Annotated in this window: 16 protein-coding genes; 13 read left to right on the forward strand and 3 right to left on the reverse strand. The window is 35.8% G+C overall.

The window, feature by feature from the left end:
• Nucleotides 1–209: 209 nt before the first annotated feature.
• The 6 genes from ileS (at nucleotide 210) to CGC52_RS08810 (ending at nucleotide 7702) form a co-directional block, all read left to right on the forward strand.
• Entirely contained in the window at nucleotides 210–3692 is a 3483-nt protein-coding gene (ileS, locus tag CGC52_RS08780; RefSeq protein WP_095894131.1) for an isoleucine--tRNA ligase, read from the forward strand.
• A gap of 31 nt (nucleotides 3693–3723) precedes the next feature.
• Nucleotides 3724–4272, forward strand: a complete 549-nt coding sequence (locus CGC52_RS08785; RefSeq protein ID WP_095894132.1) for a hypothetical protein — start codon at nucleotides 3724–3726, stop codon at nucleotides 4270–4272.
• A gap of 34 nt (nucleotides 4273–4306) precedes the next feature.
• A complete protein-coding gene (locus tag CGC52_RS08790; RefSeq protein WP_042345562.1) occupies nucleotides 4307–4516 on the forward strand; it encodes a hypothetical protein in 210 nt (69 codons plus the stop codon).
• Between the two features lie 12 nt (nucleotides 4517–4528).
• Complete coding sequence (locus CGC52_RS08795; RefSeq protein ID WP_042009978.1) at nucleotides 4529–4909, forward strand: TraR/DksA C4-type zinc finger protein; 381 nt, start codon at nucleotides 4529–4531, stop codon at nucleotides 4907–4909.
• A gap of 350 nt (nucleotides 4910–5259) precedes the next feature.
• The gene (locus tag CGC52_RS08800; RefSeq protein WP_095894133.1) at nucleotides 5260–6396 is read left to right on the forward strand and encodes a DUF4221 family protein; all 1137 of its coding nucleotides are present in this window, start codon (nucleotides 5260–5262) and stop codon (nucleotides 6394–6396) included.
• Nucleotides 6397–6598: 202 nt separating this feature from the next.
• On the forward strand, nucleotides 6599–7702 hold the full coding sequence (locus CGC52_RS08810) for a 6-bladed beta-propeller (protein ID WP_095894135.1): 1104 nt from the start codon (nucleotides 6599–6601) through the stop codon (nucleotides 7700–7702).
• A gap of 218 nt (nucleotides 7703–7920) precedes the next feature.
• Here CGC52_RS08810 and CGC52_RS08815 read toward each other — a convergent pair whose 3' ends face one another.
• A complete protein-coding gene (locus tag CGC52_RS08815; RefSeq protein WP_095894136.1) occupies nucleotides 7921–9861 on the reverse strand; it encodes a family 20 glycosylhydrolase in 1941 nt (646 codons plus the stop codon).
• Nucleotides 9862–10388: 527 nt separating this feature from the next.
• Between CGC52_RS08815 and mgtE the strand changes: the two genes are divergently transcribed.
• From mgtE to CGC52_RS08845, 6 genes are all read left to right on the forward strand, one after another.
• Nucleotides 10389–11744 carry a magnesium transporter gene (mgtE, locus tag CGC52_RS08820; protein WP_042005838.1) on the forward strand — a complete coding sequence of 452 codons (1356 nt, stop codon included), beginning with the start codon at nucleotides 10389–10391 and terminating at the stop codon, nucleotides 11742–11744.
• Nucleotides 11745–11855: 111 nt separating this feature from the next.
• Nucleotides 11856–12158, forward strand: a complete 303-nt coding sequence (locus CGC52_RS08825) for a DUF4286 family protein (RefSeq protein ID WP_042005845.1) — start codon at nucleotides 11856–11858, stop codon at nucleotides 12156–12158.
• A gap of 139 nt (nucleotides 12159–12297) precedes the next feature.
• Nucleotides 12298–13155, forward strand: coding sequence for a DMT family transporter (locus CGC52_RS08830; protein ID WP_095894137.1), 858 nt, complete (start codon nucleotides 12298–12300; stop codon nucleotides 13153–13155).
• Between the two features lie 140 nt (nucleotides 13156–13295).
• Nucleotides 13296–15146: a glycoside hydrolase family 13 protein gene (locus CGC52_RS08835; protein WP_095894138.1), complete on the forward strand. Its 1851-nt coding sequence runs from the start codon at nucleotides 13296–13298 to the stop codon at nucleotides 15144–15146.
• A 290-nt stretch (nucleotides 15147–15436) separates the two neighbouring features.
• Nucleotides 15437–16045, forward strand: a complete 609-nt coding sequence (locus CGC52_RS08840; protein WP_042345154.1) for a bifunctional nuclease family protein — start codon at nucleotides 15437–15439, stop codon at nucleotides 16043–16045.
• A 233-nt stretch (nucleotides 16046–16278) separates the two neighbouring features.
• Nucleotides 16279–17601, forward strand: coding sequence for a NupC/NupG family nucleoside CNT transporter (locus CGC52_RS08845; protein ID WP_369800760.1), 1323 nt, complete (start codon nucleotides 16279–16281; stop codon nucleotides 17599–17601).
• On the opposite strand, the gene CGC52_RS08850 is transcribed toward CGC52_RS08845, so the two are convergent.
• Nucleotides 17598–18038: a dCMP deaminase family protein gene (locus CGC52_RS08850; protein WP_042007540.1), complete on the reverse strand. Its 441-nt coding sequence runs from the start codon at nucleotides 18036–18038 to the stop codon at nucleotides 17598–17600. The genes CGC52_RS08845 and CGC52_RS08850 overlap by 4 nt on opposite strands.
• A 4-nt stretch (nucleotides 18039–18042) precedes the next feature.
• Nucleotides 18043–18603, reverse strand: coding sequence for an L-threonylcarbamoyladenylate synthase (locus CGC52_RS08855; protein WP_095894140.1), 561 nt, complete (start codon nucleotides 18601–18603; stop codon nucleotides 18043–18045).
• A 182-nt stretch (nucleotides 18604–18785) separates the two neighbouring features.
• Here CGC52_RS08855 and CGC52_RS08860 point away from each other — a divergent pair, with 182 nt between their 5' ends.
• Nucleotides 18786–20966 carry an FUSC family membrane protein gene (locus CGC52_RS08860; protein WP_095894141.1) on the forward strand — a complete coding sequence of 727 codons (2181 nt, stop codon included), beginning with the start codon at nucleotides 18786–18788 and terminating at the stop codon, nucleotides 20964–20966.
• Nucleotides 20967–20975 lie beyond the last annotated feature (9 nt).

Raw genomic sequence — 20975 nt, forward strand, 5'->3', positions numbered from 1 at the left:
CCCTCCTTGAAAAACGGATTTTCTATTTTGGAACGATGGTGCGGTTTTGATACTATTTATCACCACAAAAGGCTGTTGAATTCACTCTCAACAAAAAAACTTCAAAAAACATATCATTTTTCGGAATTTTTAGTAAATTCGCACTTTAAAATAATCCTCATTTTATTGAGAATGAAGGATTACTCAATTACAACGAATTAGAAGTAGAAATGAAATTCACAGAGCACAAAAACTTAGATTTATCAGTCGTTGCCAAAGAGATACTTACATATTGGCAAGAAAATAATATTTTTGAAAAAAGTATTGAAACGCGTGAGGGCAAAGAGCCGTTTGTATTTTTTGAAGGTCCGCCTTCGGCAAATGGGCTTCCGGGTATTCATCACGTGATGGCACGTACGATTAAGGATATTTTCTGTCGTTATAAAACTCAAAAAGGATTTCAAGTAAAACGAAAAGCAGGTTGGGATACGCACGGACTTCCTGTGGAGCTTGGCGTGGAAAAAGAATTGGGCATTACCAAAGAGGACATCGGAAAGAAAATTTCGGTGGAAGATTACAACAAGGCTTGTAAAGAAGCCGTAATGCGTTACACCAACATTTGGAACGACCTTACCGAAAAAATGGGGTATTGGGTGGATATGGAAAATCCGTACATTACCTACAAATCCAAATATATGGAGTCGGTTTGGTGGCTTTTGAAGCAAATTTACAACAAAGGATTGCTATATAAGGGCTACACCATTCAGCCGTATTCACCAAAGGCAGGAACAGGGCTTTCTTCTCACGAATTGAATCAACCAGGTACGTATCGTGACGTTTCCGATACTACGATTGTGGCTCAATTCCGTGTAAAAAAATTAAGTAATAAACTCAAAGAAAAATTATCCAATCCTTTTGATAGTTGTGATATTGCAGGAGCTTCTTGCGGTGGTGCTTTGCATTGGGCGGATTACGATGAGGCAGATTATAGTAAACTTCCAATTTCCATCCTCGCTTGGACAACAACCCCTTGGACGCTTCCGTCAAATACCGCTTTGGCTGTTGGTAAAGATATTGATTATGTGCTGATTAAAACTTTCAATCAATATACGTTTGAGCCAATCAATGTTGTTTTGGCAAAAGTGTTGGTTTCAAAACAATTCGGAAAGAAATTTTTTGAGACTTCAGAACAAGAAGATTTTAAAACTCCCCCTTCGGGGGCAGGGGGGAATATTCCTTACCAAATCCTTGCCGAATTCAAAGGTTCTGATTTAGAGGGTACTACCTATGAGCAACTCATTCCGTGGTTTAGTCCTGCGGAAAATGCCGACCAAGCCTTCCGAGTAATTACGGGCGATTTCGTAACTACGGAAGACGGAACGGGAATCGTACACATCGCTCCGACTTTTGGTGCCGATGACGCCCGCGTTGCTAAAGAAAATGGCATTCCGCCGATGCTTATCAAAGATGAAAACGATAATCTTGTTCCGCTCGTGGATTTGCAGGGCAGATTTGTAAAAGGCAAAAATGTTCCTGAATTATTTAGCGGAAAATACATTAAAAACGAATATTACGACCAAGATGCACCAGAAAAATCGTGGGACGTAGAGTTGGCAATTCTGTTAAAAACTGAAAATAAGGCTTTTAAGGTAGAAAAATACGTCCACTCATATCCGCATTGTTGGCGAACTGACAAACCTGTTTTGTACTATCCGCTCGATTCGTGGTTTATCAAAATTACGGACGTGAAAGACCGCCTTTTCGACCTAAATAAAGAAATCAATTGGAAACCCAAAGCTACAGGTGAAGGACGTTTCGGAAATTGGTTACAAAACGCCAACGATTGGAATTTGTCGCGTTCGCGTTATTGGGGAATTCCACTTCCGATTTGGCGAACCGAAGACAAAAAAGAAGAAATTATCATTGGTTCTGTTGAAGAGTTAAAGGCTGAAATTCAGAAGTCTATCGCTGCAGGATTGATGAAAGAAGATATTTTTGCTGATTTTCAGGTAGGAAATATGTCTGACGAGAATTACGAAAAAATCGACTTACATAAAAATGTGGTAGATAAAATCATTTTGGTTTCAGCATCGGGCAAACCGATGAAACGCGAAAGCGATTTGATTGACGTTTGGTTTGATTCGGGAGCGATGCCTTATGCACAATGGCACTATCCGTTCGAAAACAAAGAAATGGTTGAAAATACTTGGAAAACAGCCGATTTCATCGCCGAAGGAGTTGACCAAACACGCGGGTGGTTTTATACGCTTCACGCGATTGCGGGATTAGTTTTCGATGGAATTTCATACAAAAATGTGGTTTCTAACGGATTAGTGTTGGATAAAAACGGACAGAAAATGTCTAAACGTTTGGGCAATGCCATCGACCCGTTCACCACTTTGGAAGAATACGGAGCCGATGCCACACGTTGGTATATGATTTCCAATGCCAATCCGTGGGATAACTTAAAGTTTGATTTGGAGGGCGTTGCCGAAGTGCGTCGTAAGTTTTTCGGAACGCTTTACAACACGTATTCATTCTTTGCTTTATATGCTAATATTGACGGATTTACATACAAAGAAGAGGAAATTCCGTTAGAAAAACGCCCTGAAATTGACCGTTGGATTTTGTCGGAACTTCATACCCTTATCCAAAAGGTTGATGAGGCTTTTGCCGACTATGAGCCTACTCGTGCTACGCGTTTAATTTCGGATTTTGTTCAGGAGAATTTAAGTAACTGGTATGTGCGTTTGTGTCGCAGACGTTTCTGGAAGGGTGAATATGAGGAAGATAAGATTTCGGCTTATCAGACTTTGTACACTTGTCTTCTGAACGTGGCAAAACTAATGGCTCCGGTAGCTCCGTTCTACGCAGAGGTATTATACAGAGATTTGGTGTCAGGAACCCAAAAGGAAACGGCAGAAAGTGTGCATTTAACCATTTTCCCTACAACAGATAAATCGTTTATTGATAGGTCGTTGGAGAGCAAAATGGAAAAAGCTCAAAACATTTCATCTTTGGTGCTTTCACTTCGTAAAAAGGAAATGATAAAGGTGCGTCAGCCGCTACAAAAAATTATGATTCCTGTATCAAATGAAGCTGAAAAAAGGGAAATTGAAGCAGTTGCCGATTTGATAAAATCGGAAGTAAACGTTAAAGAAATTGAACTTTTAGAAGATGCTTCGGGTACTTTAGTGAAGCAAATTAAACCGAATTTCAAAACTTTGGGACCTCGTTTCGGGAAAGATATGAAATTGGTAGTTGCTCAAATACAGAATTTTACGCAAGAAGATGTTCAGAATATTGAAAAAAATCGTGAAATTATTATAAAATTAGCCGAAAAAGATGTAACTTTAAGCATTGAAGATGTGGAAATCACCACACAAGACATCGAAGGGTGGCTTGTAGCAAGTTCTGGAGGTATGTTGGTAGCTTTGGATATTCATATCACGGACGAGTTGAGAAAAGAAGGAATCGCTCGTGAGCTGGTAAATCGTATTCAAAATATCCGAAAAGATAGCGGTTTTGATGTTACGGATAAAATCAATATCTGTATTCAAAAACAAAAAGCCGTGGAAGAGGCTGTTTCGGACAATTTGGAGTACATCAAAAGCGAAACCCTTACTAGTGAACTTACGTTTGCTGAAAATGTTTCAGGCGAACCCATTGAGTTTGATGATATTGTAACGAAAATTTCCGTGGAGAAAGTGTAGTATATTTCAAAGAATAATAAAACGATTTTAGATGAAAAAGGTGATTTTATTTTTGGTATTGATTTTCGCTTTATATTCTTGTGGAACAGATAAATTAACAGAAGCAAAAGTAAAGGATTTGGTTCAGGCCTGTATAGAAAAAGAGCCTCAAAAGGATGTTGTTGATGCTGAGATAACATTAGGAGAGGGACAATTATTGGCTACAATGCTTAGGAAAAGTGACAATGAAAAGAATTATTTACAACTATCGGATGAAAAATTGATTGACTTTGAAAAAACAAACCAAATGCTTTTTGGGCAATCTAAATACAATATTTCTCTAACAGAAAAAGGAAAACAGTATGTTACGAGAACCGAAAAAAATAAAACTTGGGTAAGATGTTTATCACTTAAACTTTCTGAAGTTGAAGAAATTCACGAAAATCCATCAACAAATACAGCGGAAGTTAAGCTCGTTTTTAGAAAAGAAAATAAAACACCTTTTCATATATTACTTTCAGACGATCTTAAAAGTGATGAGCCTATAAAAAGAACAATGAGTTTTAGAAAAACCAATGAAGGTTGGAAACTTTGTGATTAACTCAATGAATGTGCGTTTTTGACGTAAAAAAGTTATGAAAGAATTAAAAATAGGAAGTTTGTTGATAGGAAAAAAAGCCTATTTGGGAGTAATACTTGGTTTTTTTTTAACAGGAATGGTATGGAGTACCTTCCTTTTTGATAAAGATCATGATTTAATTCCTGTGATGATAGTGATCACCGCCTTGATTTGGGCTTTTATTATTCCGAAGATAAGGAAACATGTTAAATACGATAAAAAATAAAATAATTATATTATGGAAGAAAATATTAGAGTTCGATATTCCGACAAGGAATTGGAAGAGTTTAGAGCTCTTATCGAAGAAAAAATCAAAAAGGCTCAACATGATTTAGAGCTTTTGAAGAGTGCCTATATGAACAGTGCGACCAACGGCACCGAGGACACGGCACCTACGTTTAAAGCGTTTGAAGAAGGATCCAAAGTAACCAGCAAGGAGGAAAATACAGCATTAGCTATTCGTCAAGAGAAGTTTATTCGTGACCTTAAAAACGCTTTGATTCGTATTGAAAATAAAACCTATGGGGTTTGTCGTGTAACTGGTAAACTTATAGACAAACGTCGCTTACTTGCTGTTCCACACGCTACGCTGAGTATCGAAGCGAAGAATATGCAGTAGATTAACAAAAAAGGACTGTCCTAACGTTTTCCGGGGCAGTCTTTTGTTTTTTCTCTTATCCTGAAATAGCGGTACACAGAAGAATCGTTCTATGAAACGCCTTTAAAGGAAAAGGTGTGCTCAATTCATAAAGATAATTTTATGGAGGAAAATGTTACAAAATTCGATATTCCTTTTACGTGTATAGACTAAAATGTGAATGTATTCTTAAGAAATAATGTGTTAAAATTTCGTTTTTTTTTTTTTTTGCTTACCTTTGTAACATATAAGGGGGATTGTACAACTGATGAGACAAGTTATTCTGTGAGAATTCTTCGGTGTTCTGCGGTTGTGTAAAGAAAATATAGAATATGAGGAAGAAGGAGAAGTATTGCAATAGACATTTTACGTTTTTTAGTTTTGTGTTTGTTTTACTCGTAATGACCGCTTGTACAAGTGAATACGGGGAAATTAAAAACATAAAATCAGGTGAAATAACTGAAACTGTTGAATTAAGAGCAACGGACAGTGTTGTGTACCATCTTGGTTCATCAGTTTCGCATATCATGACGGCGTTCGACTATAATTTAGAGAAACAAATCTTTTCCTTTTATGCTTCCGATACGGTCTATCGTTACAAAAAAGATGTTTTGTATGACAAGATTCCTGTACGCAAACGCCATATAAATTCATTTTCAAGTAAAGAAGGTTTTTTATGGGCTGTTGATTATAACGGCAATAGGCTTTTTAAAGTCGATTCGTTGGGAGGAATTGTGAAAGATTTAAAAATAAAGGAAACTATAAAATATTTCCCTCTTCCCATAACAAAAACAAGCCCAATTATAGAAGATAAAAACAAAGTATACTTCTTTGGTAACATCAGCGGAGAATATTCGGATGAAAATGAAGAAAACAGAAGAGTTATGGGAGTATATGACTTGGAAACGCAGAAATTATCTTGCTTTGTTGCTTATCCGAAAGAGTATGAACATAATTTCGGAGGAGGATTGTTCCGTTGGGTATATGCCGACTATAATTCTAAGGAAAGAAGAATCATCATCAGTTTTCCAGCCTCGCATTCACTATACGTATATGACATAGATAATCTTGAAAAAGGGGTGTCGTTTTACGCAGGGAGTAGGTTTATCGAATCCATTAAATATCTGAAATCGCCCAAGATGTTTCCGATTGATACAGAAACAAAAGTGAGACATTTTGCAGAAACGCCGAGTTATTCAAGGCTTATTTTTGATCCATTTCGGGAGGTGTACTATCGTATAGCTGAGCAGGGTACCGTTTACGAAGGAATGGTTGGGTGGTCTAAGGAAATATCTGTAATTGTTCTTGATAAGACATTTAAAATTATAGGGGAGACCTTTGTAGGCAAATGTCTAAGTAATTATAGATATGCCATTTATGTTGATCAGGAAGGTCTTAAAATTCCTGTTCAATCTTCCGAAGATGTGTTGATTTTCAAAAACTATGAATTATGCAATATACAAAAATAATTTTTTATTTGTTTTTCTGTTTACTCGTTGGTTGTGATTCTGGCAGAGAAATATTTAAGAAACAAAATTAAGTTGTCATTGGATAATTCTTATGTTGACACAAATAATGATTTTATAAAGATAACAGCTAAAGAAATGAAGATATATCCGTACAGGATTGTTTTGAAAAACGGAAAAATAGAATCTATAGAATACAGCAAAGATGGGAACGAGATTTTTAATTAATTTGTGTTATTTTTTTCTTGTGATATTCGTGTCTTGTGAAAGTCATACGGAGAAACAAGCAGAATATGAAGCAGTACTTGATTTGAAGGAATCAATGGGGGTTGAAAAATTGTCTATAAAGCCTTTGGAGGCTACTCAAATGATTCCACTGGAGTTTACGAAAAGATCAGTTTTGCAAAGTGCATATATTGAGGGTGTTACCGATGAATATATTGTTGTTAGAAATGGAAATAGTTTGATTTTTTTTGATACGCAGGGGAAATTTTTATCAAAGATTTCACGTATGGGAAATGGCCCAGAGGAGTATATTGAGAATACGTATAGTTGGATCGATTTTGATAAAAAAGAAGCTCATGTGTATGACTTGCACAGAAAATCTGTTAAAAGATATGATTTTTCAGGGAATTTTATAGAAGAGAAGAAAAACGTTCATTTATGGTCATTTACTGAATTAAGTTCGGATAGATTTATTGCTTACAACGATATGCTTTCGAACTTTGAATTTACCATTTATGATAAAAATTGGAATGTTAAGGATTCTATAATTGAAAGGAAAGATAAATTTAATATAAAAGATTTTAACGTAATTAAAAGTTTCCAAATAAGCAAAAACAACATCTTTTTTTACAACGCCCCGATTATTTATCAAAGTAAAAATGGGGGGATGTTTCCTAAAATATTTTTAGAAAAAGGAAATTTACAGATTCCTGATGAAATTCACTATGATCTCAGTAGAAAAAATGAAAAACAACGATACATTTGGAATGATTTTGTTACGTTGGCGGGGGATTATTTATTTCTCTCCTATTATTACGATAATAAAAAATATGACGATATATGGAATGTGAAAAATCAAAAGCTTTTATATCGTAACACTATATCATCTCCTGATGAATTGCCTGGAGTTCCAATCTCTGTGAACGGAGAGGAAGTAAGAGGCTGGATTCGATATTTTGAAAATGATATGTTCTACTTTGTAGTTTCGGAAGGTGAGCAAGAAAAATTGAATGTAGATAACGAAGAAAATCCGATAATTGTGGTTACTGATCTAAAAACATTTGAGAAAAGTTTTTCAGAGTAAAGGCTCATATTCGTAAATGTTATATACAAATTAAACGGTAATTTATCTAAGTAAACTACATAAAAAGCACTTTATCAAAGTATTAAGAACTTCGATGAAGTGCTTTTTGTATATTCAGTTGTCGGAAAATTTAGCGATAAAACCACAGTGTAAATATCTAAGTTTGTACTGTGGTTTTGTTACTAATTTGTTGAATCCCGTGTCACTTTTAATTATTTCTACAAGTATTCTACCTTCAAATTCTGAATTTTTCCATTGAATTTGTTAAGTTTTTTGAGAGGAAAGACTAAGGTTTGTATCCATTTTCGTGCTTTTTCTTTTAGATGAGCATCGTCCTTATGCGGGATGATTCCAAGAGTTTGCACTAATTTTCCGTTCACAAAAAGTGAAGTGCTTTTGTTGGTTCCTTCGATGCTTATTTTTTGTAAACTGTTCGTTGGCAGGATGTAGTTAAACTGATAGTCGTATCCATCACGGCTAAATCCTATTTTTCCGTCTTTGTCTCTCAAATAGAAAGTAGCATGATCAGACGTGAACAGAGGAGTGTTTTTTGGATTTTCTTTTACTAAGATGTCGAAACTCACACGATAGTCATAGCCTATATCCGTTAGGGATTGGTTTAGATTTTTGTTCTGCTTTGGTTTTTTCACCTCGAAAACTACTCCTTTTTTGGATTTTGCAGGTCGTGCAAGTAAATTTGTAGCAGGAGCTTCGCTCAGTAAGTGACGTTTTTGGTCGAATTCCTCAAAGGAAACCGTCGTGTTTTTGCCATCCCACATTTTTACTGAAAGTGTTTGCATAGCAGGGAATAAACGGTGGTAAACATCTTGCTGGCTGATACCATTACCCACATGGTCATTCCATACGGCAAACATACCTCCTTTTATGCGTGGATGTTTTTCTTCAAATACTTCTTTTCCAATCATGGCAGGAGTCCATTTTTCATATAAGTTTTTGATGTTCAAATAATCATAGTAATATCCTGCTGCAGGAACAATGTACAGCCATCCATCAGGAACGCTAAGCACGTCGTACCCCAAAGCTATCATATCACGTGGTTCAGCATATCCGTTGTACCAGCAAAGCATCAAAACATCATCTACTTTCACAGGGGTTTCTCCTTTTGCGTGAGTCAAAGCTCCCCAAAGAGCTACTTTTTTGCCGAAACTTTCTATGTATTTAATATAATAATCTGTGAAATAACGGAATTTTTCAACTACTTTTTGGTCTTTATTACTGTATTCATCCGTACCAATATGCACCAAAGGATTTACAAATACAGGTTTTTCCCCTTCTAAATATTCTTTGAACAATTTGTCGAAGAATTCATAGGTTTTGGGGTGAAACAGATCTACGTGGTCCTTACCGTATTCATCGCTTCCTATTTCAGGTAAATAGTGCGTAAATGCCAAGGTATGAGCAGGAGCATCAATCTCAGGGATTACAGTAACCCCTTGTTTTAGAGCGTCTATTTGGAATTGACGAAACTCCTCCTTGGTGTAATATCCATCTTTAGCGGAAAGTCCAGGGAAAGTGGTGCTTTCCAATCGGAAAGCTGAATAGGTTTTGTTCCAATCATCATTGAAAAATTGCTTAAATCCGTTATCGTTCAAATGCACTTGAAATACGTTCATCTTGTAGTAAGCCATTGTTTTTACTACCGATTTTAGGTAATCCAAGGTGAAGAACTTACGTCCTACATCGAGCATAAATCCACGCATCGGGTAGTCTGGATAATCAATAATTGTTCCGCAAGGTAATTGAGCAGATTGCTCGGTAAGTTGCAATAGCGTTCGTGTTGCCCAAAAAAGTCCTTGTGGAGAGTTAGCACTTACTCTTACTATTTGTCCGATTTCTATTTTGTAGGCTTCCTCGCCTTTATCAGTCAATATGGATGGATTTATTTCGAAATGAATATTAGCGTCGTTACTTTTTATTTTCAGTTGTTTGCCAAACATTGTTTCGAAATCATCAGCAAAAATTTTGACGATTTCACTTGATTTTTCATCCCCCGAAAGGGTTGTTTTTTCTGATAAAGTAAACGCACCATCGGATTGCGTCCATTCTCGAAGTTCGGGGATTACAAAGGGTTTTTGGTTTTGTGCTACCGCCACTAAAGACAATAACATCATCATCAGGAAAGAAGATATTTTATTCATAAGAGATTAATTTTGGTTTCATCGCAAAAGTACGGAAGAAAAAAACAAAAAGCTAATGTTAAACCCAAAAATGAAGAAAATGTACGGAGTTGGATTGCACTCATAAAGTTATTCAAAATATATTTTTTTGATTATAAGAGTTTTGAATATTTTATTAAATGGTTGATAAACAGATGATGTGTAAGTTCGTTGTGAGTGTATAACGATAGATGTTCATATTCTTCATAAAGATAATTATGCTTTGCGTAGGATTTTTTCTGTTTTTTACTATCTTTGTGCTTTGACAATCAAGAGGATGTAATTCTATCATTATTTGGTATGTTATACGACTACAACTTTGTTCTCTGAAGATTGTTTTTATCTTATTGTATTCTTTACAATATATTTTTTTATGCGTTTTTACTGTCCACTAAAGGTTGAAATTTTGAAAGGTAGTTTTTTAAAGATTGATTTTAGCGTAAAATGACTAATTTCTAAATTTTTTAAACATATTGGGCATTAAAAAATCCTTATAAAAGCAGAAAACTATGGCAACATTTAAACTTACTGATGAAATCATTGAACAAATTGAAATGTTCATTGAAGAAAAACGCAATCGAGAGTTAATTTCTTTGTTCGAAGAGATGCACTATGCAGACATTGCTGAAATTATTAATGAACTCGATGTTGATCAAGCGATTTATATCATTCGTTTGATAGGTAAGGATAAAACTGCTGATATCATCACCGAATTAGATGAGGAGTTCCGTGACAAAATTTTCGAAAAATTATCCGCCAAGGAAATTGCCGATGAGTTGATTGAGTTGGATACCGACGATGCTGCCGATATCATTTCAGACCTTCCCGAAGAGCGAAAAACTGAGATTATTTCTTACATCGAAGATGTGGAACACGCCAAAGATATCGTTGATTTATTACGATACGACGAAGATACCGCAGGGGGGTTGATGGCAAAGGAGTTAGTGAAAGTAAACGAAAATTGGAATGTACTCAAATGTGTAAAAGAGATGCGTGAACAGGCTGAGTTTGTCAAACGAGTACATTCAATTTATGTGGTAGATGATAATGATGTTTTGAAAGGACGTTTATCACTCAAAGATTTGCTCACAACTTCCACACGTTCCAATGTGAAGGATATCTATATACCAAAGGTGGATTACGTCTATGTTACAGACAGTGCTGAGGACGTGGCTCACATTATGTCGAAGTATGACTTAGAGGCGATTCCTGTAGTGGATGAGATGAAACGCTTGGTCGGGCGTATCACCATTGATGATGTGGTCGATGTTATCAAAGAGGAAGCCGAAAAAGATTACCAATTAGCTGCAGGGATTACCCACGATGTTGAAGCCGATGACAGTATTTGGAAACTTACCAAAGCCCGTCTACCATGGCTATTGATTGGAATGTTTGGCGGATTGGGGGCTGCTAGTATCATTAACGGATTTCAGGATGCGATGAATAATTTTCCTATATTATTGATTTTCATTCCTTTAATACAAGCTACAGCTGGAAATGTGGGTGTGCAGTCCTCTGCTATTATCGTGCAAGGGTTGGCCAATAACTCCATTGATAGTCAACTCTGGGGACGATTATTAAAAGAATTCATGTTGGGACTCATCAACGGACTGGCTATTGCGGCTATTGTGATTTTGGTGAGCCATTTTCTTTTCGAAGCTGATTATATGGTAAGCACTACTGTTGCCGTTGCGTTGGTTACCGTGATTGTGAATGCAGCTATTATCGGTACTTTTATCCCGATTTTTCTACATAAACGAGGTATCGACCCTGCAGTGGCTACAGGACCTTTTATCACCACTAGTAACGATGTTTTAGGAATTCTAATCTATTTTTCAATTGCAAAGATAGTGTTAGGATTTTAGTTAGAAAGTGAAAGTTACGAATTTTCTTGTATTTTATGTTTTCATATTTAGTAAGTTACGTGTTTTTTGTTCATGTGAATGATTTTTCCGTATCGTAAAATGTTTTTCTATATGTACGTTTATAATTTAACCGTAGTAGTTAGTAATGAAATTTTTGAGTTGTGGTTCAATTGGCTCAAAACCGATTATATCCCAAAAGTAGAAGCTTCAAAAAAAATCAATAATACTCGAATTTTTAAAGTATTAAACACTCCATCGGATGTAACTTTTGCGTTACACCACGAAACTCAACATCCCCAGGATTTGTTGGATTTCATTACAAAAGATATCCCTCATTTTCAAGTGCTTAGTCATAATCTTTTTGGAGAAAAAGCACTGATGTTTGGTACGGAATTAAAGGAAATTTTTTTATGACAAGGTTCATTTAGTTGATAAAAAGCAAATAACATTCAGTAAATACAATAGTATAAAGAGTGCTTTTTATGTTGTAAAATAAAGATATTTTCTATTTTTGCGACAAGAGTTAGCATATTAGATCTCTGTCCGTAAAGCAATGCCTCCACAATTACGTTTACATTTTATTGTTTTCCTTTGGGGATTTACCGCAGTTTTAGGAAAACTTATTGGTTTGGATGCCTACCATTTGGTTTGGTACAGGATGTTTTTTACTTCGATAATTTTGATAGGATTTGTTGCTGTGTTCCAAAAGCAAAGTATTTTTATTGAACGAAGTTTGGCTGTACGACTTATTGGTATCGGAAGCCTGATGGCTATCCACTGGTTGCTTTTTTTTCAATCTATCAAAGTGTCGAATGTGTCAATTACGCTGTCATGTATTTCTACAGCTACTTTGTTTGCAGCTTTCATTGAGCCATTAGTATTTCGTAGGCGTATTGATTGGACTGAAATTGTTTTGGGAATTGTAATTACTACTTGTATGTTGCTCATTTTCAAAACTGAAATGCGCTATAAGGAAGGGATTATCTATGGTATTTTATGTGCTATTTTTGGAGCTATATTCAGTGTTTTTAATGGTCGTGTACATGGGAAAACCTCTTCAGCAAACATCATTACTTATGAAATTTTCGGAGGTTTTTTCATGCTTACCATCTACTACCTTTTCTCGGGAGATTTGGAAGGAGTTTCGCATATTTCTGTAAATGATTTCTGGTGGACCTTGTTGTTAGCCAGTGTTTTTACTGCTTATCCAATGTTTGAGTCCATTCGGTTGATGCGACATATTTCTCCATTCACGCTTATTTTAGCCGTCAATTTAGAGCCTGTGTATGGAATTATTCTTGCCTATTTCATTTTTGGCGAATCGGAAAACATGAATCCGATATTTTACGTTGCATCGGGAGTGATGATTCTTTCAATTATTTTGAACGGAATTATTAAAAATCGGAGATAATTCATCCTGTTAAAAAGATTTAAACTTTGTTATTATTTTCTTACTACAACCTTTTCTTAAACCCATTCAGACGTGAGATGTTTGTATTTCGGTTCTGTAATTTGTAAATTAGCCTCACAAATTTTAAAAATACGTTTATAATGAAAAATAACACAGCATCTTTTATCAGAAAACGTTTCGGAGCGTTACTGTTTTTATTTAGCTTACCCATCTTTGCTCAGATTCAGAAAGTTGAACCTCCGTTTTGGTGGGCAGATATGCACCATAGTGAATTACAAATAATGCTTTACGGTAAGAACATCGGACAATTTTCAGTCGAAAGTGAATTGCCGATAGTGAATGTTACCAAAACAGAGAACCCAAACTATATTTTTGTTACTGTCGATACTAAGAATAAACCCGAGGGTAATTACAAAATCACATTGCTTAATTCAAAAAGAAAAATAACTACATTCAATTACGAACTTAAAAAACGTCGCGAAGATTCCGCATTGCGAAAAGGGTTCGATAGTTCGGATGTCATTTATTTGCTGATGCCCGACCGATTTGCTAATGGTAATCCGCAAAATGATTCTAATCCGAAACTCAATGAAAAGGCCGATAGAAAACTCCCTGGGGGAAGACATGGAGGTGATATTCAGGGAATTATAAATCATTTGGATTATATTAAATCCTTGGGAGCTACTGCCATATGGAGTACACCAATGTGCGAGGACAACGATGAAACTTATTCTTATCACACCTACGGACAAAGTGATGTGTACCAAATAGATGCACGTTACGGGACTAATGAAGACTACAAGCGACTTGCTTCGGAAATGCACAAACGCGGAATGAAACTCATCAAAGATTACGTAACCAATCATTGGGGTTGGAAACATTGGATGATTGATGATTTACCTACGTATGATTGGATTCATCAGTTCCCCGGTTATGCTCAAAGTAACTACCGCATGAGTACACAAATGGACGTAAATACTTCTGAATTTGATAAAAAATATTGTGTCAGTGGTTGGTTTGTAAAATCAATGCCTGATTTAAATCAGAGTAACCCATTGGTGTTGAATTATTTAATACAAAATGCAATATGGTGGATAGAATATGCCGACTTGGATGGACTTCGAGTGGATACTTATTCCTACAACGATAAAGAACCAATTGCTCGGTGGACGAAAGCTATTATGGATGAATATCCTAATTTTAATATTGTAGGAGAAGTATGGCTACACGATCAAGCACAAATATCGTACTGGCAAAAAGATAGCCCTATCAGTGCCATTCAAAGTTATAATACGTATTTGCCATCTGTTATGGATTTTACGTTGCACGACGCTATTGGAGAGGCTTTTCGCGCGACTCCTTCGTGGGATAAAGGAATGATACAGATTTATGATAACTTTGTAAACGATTTTTTGTATAAGGATATTAATAATTTATTGATTTTTGCTGAAAATCACGATACATCACGTATTAATGAAATCTATCAAGATGTAAAAGATTACCAATTGATAATGACTCTTTTAGCTACAGCTCGAGGCATCCCTCAACTCTATTATGGAAGCGAAATTGGAATGCGAGGTGATAAAAGTAAAGGAGATGCTTACATACGTCAGGATTTCCCAGGAGGTTGGGCTGATGATAAACAAAATGCGTTTACACCAGCTCAACGAACTGAAGAACAGAAACAATATTTTAATTTTACGTCCAAATTATTCAATTGGCGAAAAACAAAACCTGTGATCCACTACGGAAAAACTAAACAATATCTGCCTCAGGATGAAGTGTACGTTTATTTCCGATACACAGAAACTGAATCGGTTATGGTAATTATTAACCAAAATAAAGAAACGCAAATGCTTGATTTAAATCGTTTTGATGAAAGTCTAAAAGGGTTCTATGGAGGAAAAGATATTATCTCAGGCAAAAATATTACATTGCAAAAGGACTTACAAATAGCAGGAAAAACAGCAATGGTGATTGAACTGCAGTAAATTTATATAACATTTAATAATCAATCGATTACGAGTAAAGTAGTCGATTGATTTTTGTTTATTAAAAACTTCAAGGATACGATGCAGTTTCTTATGCAGAGGTTATTTACTTCTGAAACAATAACTGACTTTACTATTTCGATTATGCAGATATCCAAATGATTAAGTAAATCAAAAAGCCACACTTAGTAAAAATTATTTAATTTTCCTTCTCTTTTTTGTGAAAAAACTTTCCGAAATTGTGTTTTTTGTATTACTTTTACACCTCGAATCATTTTTTTAATTTACGTATGGATTTTGTTAGACTTTACATCAAGAGAATTTCATATAGTCATTCCCAAAACGAGGCTTTTGTTTTGATCCTACATGAGTTAGAGTCCGATTTGAAATTGCCTATCGTCATCGGGGCTTTTGAGGCTCAGGCAATTGCATTGGAATTAGAACGAAATGTGGTTCCTCCACGCCCGTTGACGCATGACTTATTTAAGATTTTCGCCAAAAAATTCAATGTAAATATTACTAAAGTAGTTATTAATCGATTAGAAAACGGTATTTTTTACTCCAATATGGTTTGCGAACGAGATGGAGAGGAGCATATTATTGATGCTCGTACCAGTGACGCCATTGCATTAGCTTTACGATTCAATGCACCTATTTTTACACACCGTTTTATATTACAGAAGGCAGGAATTTACATTCCTGAACCCAATGAACCACAACCTCAATCTCCGACTCTTCACATTGAGGATGATGAAAAAATACAAGAGAAAAGAGCTCGTTTCAAACGACATTCAATGAGTGAGTTAAAGAGAATGCTTGAGGAATGTATTGAGAGTGAGGATTATGAATTAGCGGCAGAGTTGCGTGATGAGATAACTCGAAGAGAAACAGATGATTAATACAAAAATAGATGCACTTATTAAATAAGAATGGCGTAAAATGAGTTTTTATCACTATTTTAATGATTATAATCATATGTTGGGGCAATACGATTGTTACAAAGTCTACGAAAACTCATTAAAGCGAATTTTGAAAAACTTGACTAATGTAGAATAATAAAAATATACGTATGAGAACGATACTAATTCTTTTTCTTTTCCCGTGGATAGGAAAGGCTCAAAGTTCAGAAGTTATGTCACAAACAATTCCAAGCCAAGGATTTACCTTTGAGAGTTTATGGCGAGGAGTTCTTGGAATGGTGGTTTTATTGGCTATAGCCTATTTGTTTAGTAGTAACCGAAAGAAAATCAATTGGAAAACTGTTGGAATTGGACTCGCCTTGCAATTATCTCTGGCCGTTGGGGTGTTGAAAGTTGATTTTGTCCAAGCGATTTTCGAGAAAATCGGAGGGGTGTTTGTTCTTATTTTAGACTTTACTAAAGTGGGAAGTGAATTTCTTCTTGGTGGATTATTAGACGCGTCCACTTACGGGTTTATCTTCATATTTCAAATACTACCTACCATAATTTTCTTCTCTGCACTAACTTCGCTTCTCTTCTATTTGGGTGTTATTCAGATTGTTGTGCGAGGAATGGCATGGGTGCTATCCAAATTCTTAGGAATTTCAGGAGCTGAGAGTTTATCGGTAGCAGGAAATATCTTTTTAGGACAAACAGAAGCTCCCCTAATGATTAAAGCATATTTACAAAAAATGACAAAATCAGAGGTGCTATTGGTCATGATTGGTGGTATGGCAACTGTTGCAGGAGGTGTTTTAGCTGCTTATATCGGATTTTTAGGAGGAGACGATCCTCAGTTGCGATTGATCTTTGCGAAGCATCTGCTAGCGGCATCCGTAATGGCAGCTCCTGGAGCCATTGTGATTTCAAAAATATTGTATCCGCAAACTGAAAATTTTTCAAATGAATCCAAAGTATCGGTAGAAAATGTAGGTTCAAACGTATTGGATGCTATCGCTAACGGAACTACCGAGGGATTAAAATTAGCTGCCAACGTAGGAGCTATGCTACTTGTTTTTGTAGCTTTCATTGCGATGATAAACTACATTTTCGGTTGGATTGGCGATATTACTTCGCTTAATACAATCATTAGTGAGAATACTTCCTACAAGTCTCTGTCATTGGAAATGATTCTTGGAGTGCTATTTTCACCTCTGATGTGGCTCATTGGAGTAGCTAAAGAGGACATGATGCTAATGGGACAATTGTTAGGTGTTAAATTGGCATCGTCTGAGTTTGTGGCATATACGCAGTTAGCAGATTTAAAGAACGTGGCTTCTGCTTCACATTTAATGTACGACAAATCCATTATCATCGCTACCTATATGCTTTGTGGATTCGCTAATTTTGCATCAATCGGCATACAAATAGGAGGCATAGGCTCGTTGGCTCCTACACAGCGGAAAACATTGTCAGAATTTGGATTGAAAGCCGTTTTAGGTGGTTCGTTAGCGTCTCTTTTGTCGGCAACCATTGCAGGGATGATTGTAGGTTAAACATCTTCGGTTTCCGATAGATGTACCAATTCTACACCTGCCTTTTTGAGGAAATCAATTCCCTCATCATCTTTGTAAAGTTCTTTGTAGACAACTCGTTTAATCCCCGATTGGTGGATGAGTTTACTGCATTCTTTGCAAGGCGACATGGTAATGTAAAGTGTTGCCCCTTCTGACGATTGGGTTGAAGCCGCAACTTTCATAATTGCATTAGCTTCAGCATGAAGTACATACCATTTCGTATCTCCATTGTTGTCTTCACAACAATTATCAAATCCTGTTGGAGTGCCGTTATAACCATCGGAGATAATCATTCGATCTTTAACGATGATTGCCCCCACTTGCTTACGCTTACAGTGTGATAATTTAGCCCATTCCATAGCCATTCGCATATAGGCTTTGTCGTAACGTATTTGTTTGGTATTCAATATGTTCATAATCTTATCTTAAGAATTCTATGTTTCCGTTCGAATCAAAAAACACCAATCGAGAAGGTGACTTTACTTTTGTATCCATTTGGCGATATCGCACCACGTAATCGCAGTTATGAATAATCTCGGCTTCTATTTCTTTGAAAATCTTTGGAGTAGGTTTGCTACTAATGTTTGCTGAAGTGGAGACTATCGGTTTTCCGAACTGTCGGATGATTTTTTGGCAAAAATCATCTTGAACTAAACGTATTCCAATCGAATTATCTACTGCGATAACGTTTTTTGCTAAATTTTTTGCTTTTGGATAGATTACTGTTGTAGGTTCAGGGTTCTTTTTAATAAAATCAAACACTACATCAGCAACATCTTCTGTGTAATCACGTAACATTTGTTCAGAATCTACCAAAACGATCAAACTTTTGCTTTCGTTTCGTTGTTTTATACTAAAAATTTTAGTTACTGCTGCTTCATTAGTGGCATCGCAACCAATCCCCCAAACTGTATCCGTTGGATAAAGTATTGTTCCTCCATTAGTCAGCGTTTCCACCGTTTTTTTGATATCTTTTTCCATTGTTATTTTCGTCTGATTCTGAATACTTTTACCATGAATAGAATAACTCCAAAAACGTAACTTTTCTCCACAGCTTTACTCAAATTTCCTTTTGGAGTAACTAACCTTAGTGAAGTTTTCTCAGTTGTGAGATCTTTCGACGAGAAACTTTCGTATTTTTGTGGCGAATATACTCAAAAAAAATGTATTTAGGAATCATTTCTTTTTTTAAAAGTTTTTCTTTCTTCAAAGGCATACTCAAAACTATAGCAGTTATGGTACCTATTGGAATAGGTTGGTACTTTAATGCTTTGGAAGTAGGTCTCCCAATAGGGCTAACCATTATTGCTATTTCACCGAGTGATATTCCTGGAAATCGTAAGCATCACATCGGAGGGTTACTCGTGGCAACACTTTTGGCAATGATGAGTTGCCTTTTCGTGAATTTAGCCTTTCCATACTTTTATATCTTGTTGATAACCATATTTTTACTAACGTTTTTCAATGCCTATATTTCCCTTTATGGGCATCGAGCTTCCATGGTAGCTTTCTCAGGATTATTCAGCATTGCATCAACTTTATCGCACATTGAGCAAGGCGAAGGCATTTTTTTACATCTATTGTATATATTCATCGGTGGGGTGTGGTATATCTTGCTAGTTATGTTCTATTTATGGATAAAACCGCGTCAATACAGTGAGCAATTGTTGGGTAAATGTTTTTCGCTTACAGCGGATTTTTTTTCGGTACGAGCCCGTTTGTTGCTGTCCGAGGACAGAGATGAGGGATTTAAAAAAATGATTGATTTACAGACTCTTCTGAATGAAAATTACGAAAAATTGCGTGATGTTATTCTCAATTCACGTAGTAAATCAGGTAAAACCGATTATTTGCAGAGACAATTTTTAATGTTCATTGAATTGGTGGATATTTTTGAATTAGCTCTGGCAAATCCTGTGCAATATGAAAAAATTGACAAGGAATTTGCTGAAAATAAGGATATATTACGATTTTATTCCGATTTTTTAGAAGAACTTTCTCGGCAGTTACAACAAATGTCGGTTTATATTGGTTCTCGCAAGAGTGTTCAGTTGGATAATTCGCTACAAGAAAAGCTGTTGCTCATACAACAAAAAAATAATGAGTTTAAGACGCAAAACAATAGAGACTCGGACAAAGAAAAAGTATTAACTATTCGAAATTTTTACATCTATATTGAAAATCAGTATAATTCTATTGAAAACATACGAGTTATTTTTGAAAATTATTACCAAAGTAATATAGGCAAACGTGATGAAGAGAGCTATCGAAAGTTTGTAAGTTCCCAAAGCTATTCATGGAAACGACTGAAAGATCATATTTCGTTACAATCATCTTTCTTTAGACACTCCATTCGAATTTCAATAACAACTCTAATTGCTTTTCTAATAGGCGATTATTTTTCGATTAGTAATGCGTATTGGATTGTGTTAACTTTGTTCATCATTATGCGTCCTGGGTTTGGGCTTACCAAAGAGCGGTCGCTCAATCGAATTTACGGAACAATTTTAGGTGGAGTAGTCGCTTTTGCGGTAATATATCTCTTTCCGAATCCGACTTTACATCTTTATGTTGGGGTACTTTGTATGCCCATTGCTTTTGGATTGATGCAGGAGAATTATATGTACGCATCTATTTTCATCACCATTAGTGCTATTTTTATGTTTGCATTAGCTTCGCCCGATGTTTATGCTGTGATTCACGATCGAGTACTCGATACGGCTATCGGTGTAGGACTTGCGTTCGTGGCTAACTACCTGATTTTGCCTACGTGGGAGTACCGAACCTATGGCGAAGCTATTCAGAAATCCATTCGCGCAAACATTGGCTATTTGAAGCAAGTGAAGTCCGTTTTTAATACAGATCAAGTTATTACCAATGCGTATAAAATATCTCGAAAAGAAGCATTTTTAGCACTTTCCAATCTCAATGCTACTTTCCAGCGGATGATGCAAGAGCCTAAATCCAAGCGAAATAAAACAGCCCTAACCTACGGGATTATCGTAATCCAGCAGTCGTTCCTTTCGTCTGTGGCTTCCTTGGGTGTTCGTTTGAAAGCTCATAAAACAACTTTCCCAAAAGACGTTTTTAACCAAGCGATAGATGATCTCATTACATCGCTCGAAATGAATTTAGCTTTACTTACAAACGAATTCACTGTAAATGTTCAGAATTATGAAATTTTCGTAGAAAATTTCCATAAATCTGTTCAAAATATTATTGAAAAACAGGAGCTTTCAAAACAAAGTCCAATTTCAAAGCGTGAAACCCAACTCTATCTGGAACAGTTCAAATATCTCTTTGGACTTGCTAAGAATTTGGAACAGGAGTTGAAAAAGTTATGAAATAAAATT

It is taken from the genome of Capnocytophaga sp. H2931, assembly GCF_002302535.1.
Taxonomy (GTDB): domain Bacteria; phylum Bacteroidota; class Bacteroidia; order Flavobacteriales; family Flavobacteriaceae; genus Capnocytophaga; species Capnocytophaga canis.

Coding starts and splice junctions, on each gene's coding strand:
- CGC52_RS08845 (WP_369800760.1), top strand. CDS start 16,279: ATGTCACAAACAATTCCAAGCCAAGGATTTACCTTTGAGAGTTTATGG.
- CGC52_RS08840 (WP_042345154.1), top strand. CDS start 15,437: ATGGATTTTGTTAGACTTTACATCAAGAGAATTTCATATAGTCATTCC.
- CGC52_RS08795 (WP_042009978.1), top strand. CDS start 4,529: ATGGAAGAAAATATTAGAGTTCGATATTCCGACAAGGAATTGGAAGAG.
- CGC52_RS08855 (WP_095894140.1), bottom strand. CDS start 18,603: ATGGAAAAAGATATCAAAAAAACGGTGGAAACGCTGACTAATGGAGGA.
- ileS (WP_095894131.1), top strand. CDS start 210: ATGAAATTCACAGAGCACAAAAACTTAGATTTATCAGTCGTTGCCAAA.
- CGC52_RS08810 (WP_095894135.1), top strand. CDS start 6,599: ATGGGAACGAGATTTTTAATTAATTTGTGTTATTTTTTTCTTGTGATA.
- CGC52_RS08830 (WP_095894137.1), top strand. CDS start 12,298: ATGCCTCCACAATTACGTTTACATTTTATTGTTTTCCTTTGGGGATTT.
- CGC52_RS08790 (WP_042345562.1), top strand. CDS start 4,307: ATGAAAGAATTAAAAATAGGAAGTTTGTTGATAGGAAAAAAAGCCTAT.
- CGC52_RS08850 (WP_042007540.1), bottom strand. CDS start 18,038: ATGAACATATTGAATACCAAACAAATACGTTACGACAAAGCCTATATG.
- CGC52_RS08800 (WP_095894133.1), top strand. CDS start 5,260: ATGAGGAAGAAGGAGAAGTATTGCAATAGACATTTTACGTTTTTTAGT.
- CGC52_RS08835 (WP_095894138.1), top strand. CDS start 13,296: ATGAAAAATAACACAGCATCTTTTATCAGAAAACGTTTCGGAGCGTTA.
- CGC52_RS08815 (WP_095894136.1), bottom strand. CDS start 9,861: ATGAATAAAATATCTTCTTTCCTGATGATGATGTTATTGTCTTTAGTG.
- CGC52_RS08860 (WP_095894141.1), top strand. CDS start 18,786: ATGTATTTAGGAATCATTTCTTTTTTTAAAAGTTTTTCTTTCTTCAAA.
- CGC52_RS08785 (WP_095894132.1), top strand. CDS start 3,724: ATGAAAAAGGTGATTTTATTTTTGGTATTGATTTTCGCTTTATATTCT.
- mgtE (WP_042005838.1), top strand. CDS start 10,389: ATGGCAACATTTAAACTTACTGATGAAATCATTGAACAAATTGAAATG.
- CGC52_RS08825 (WP_042005845.1), top strand. CDS start 11,856: ATGTACGTTTATAATTTAACCGTAGTAGTTAGTAATGAAATTTTTGAG.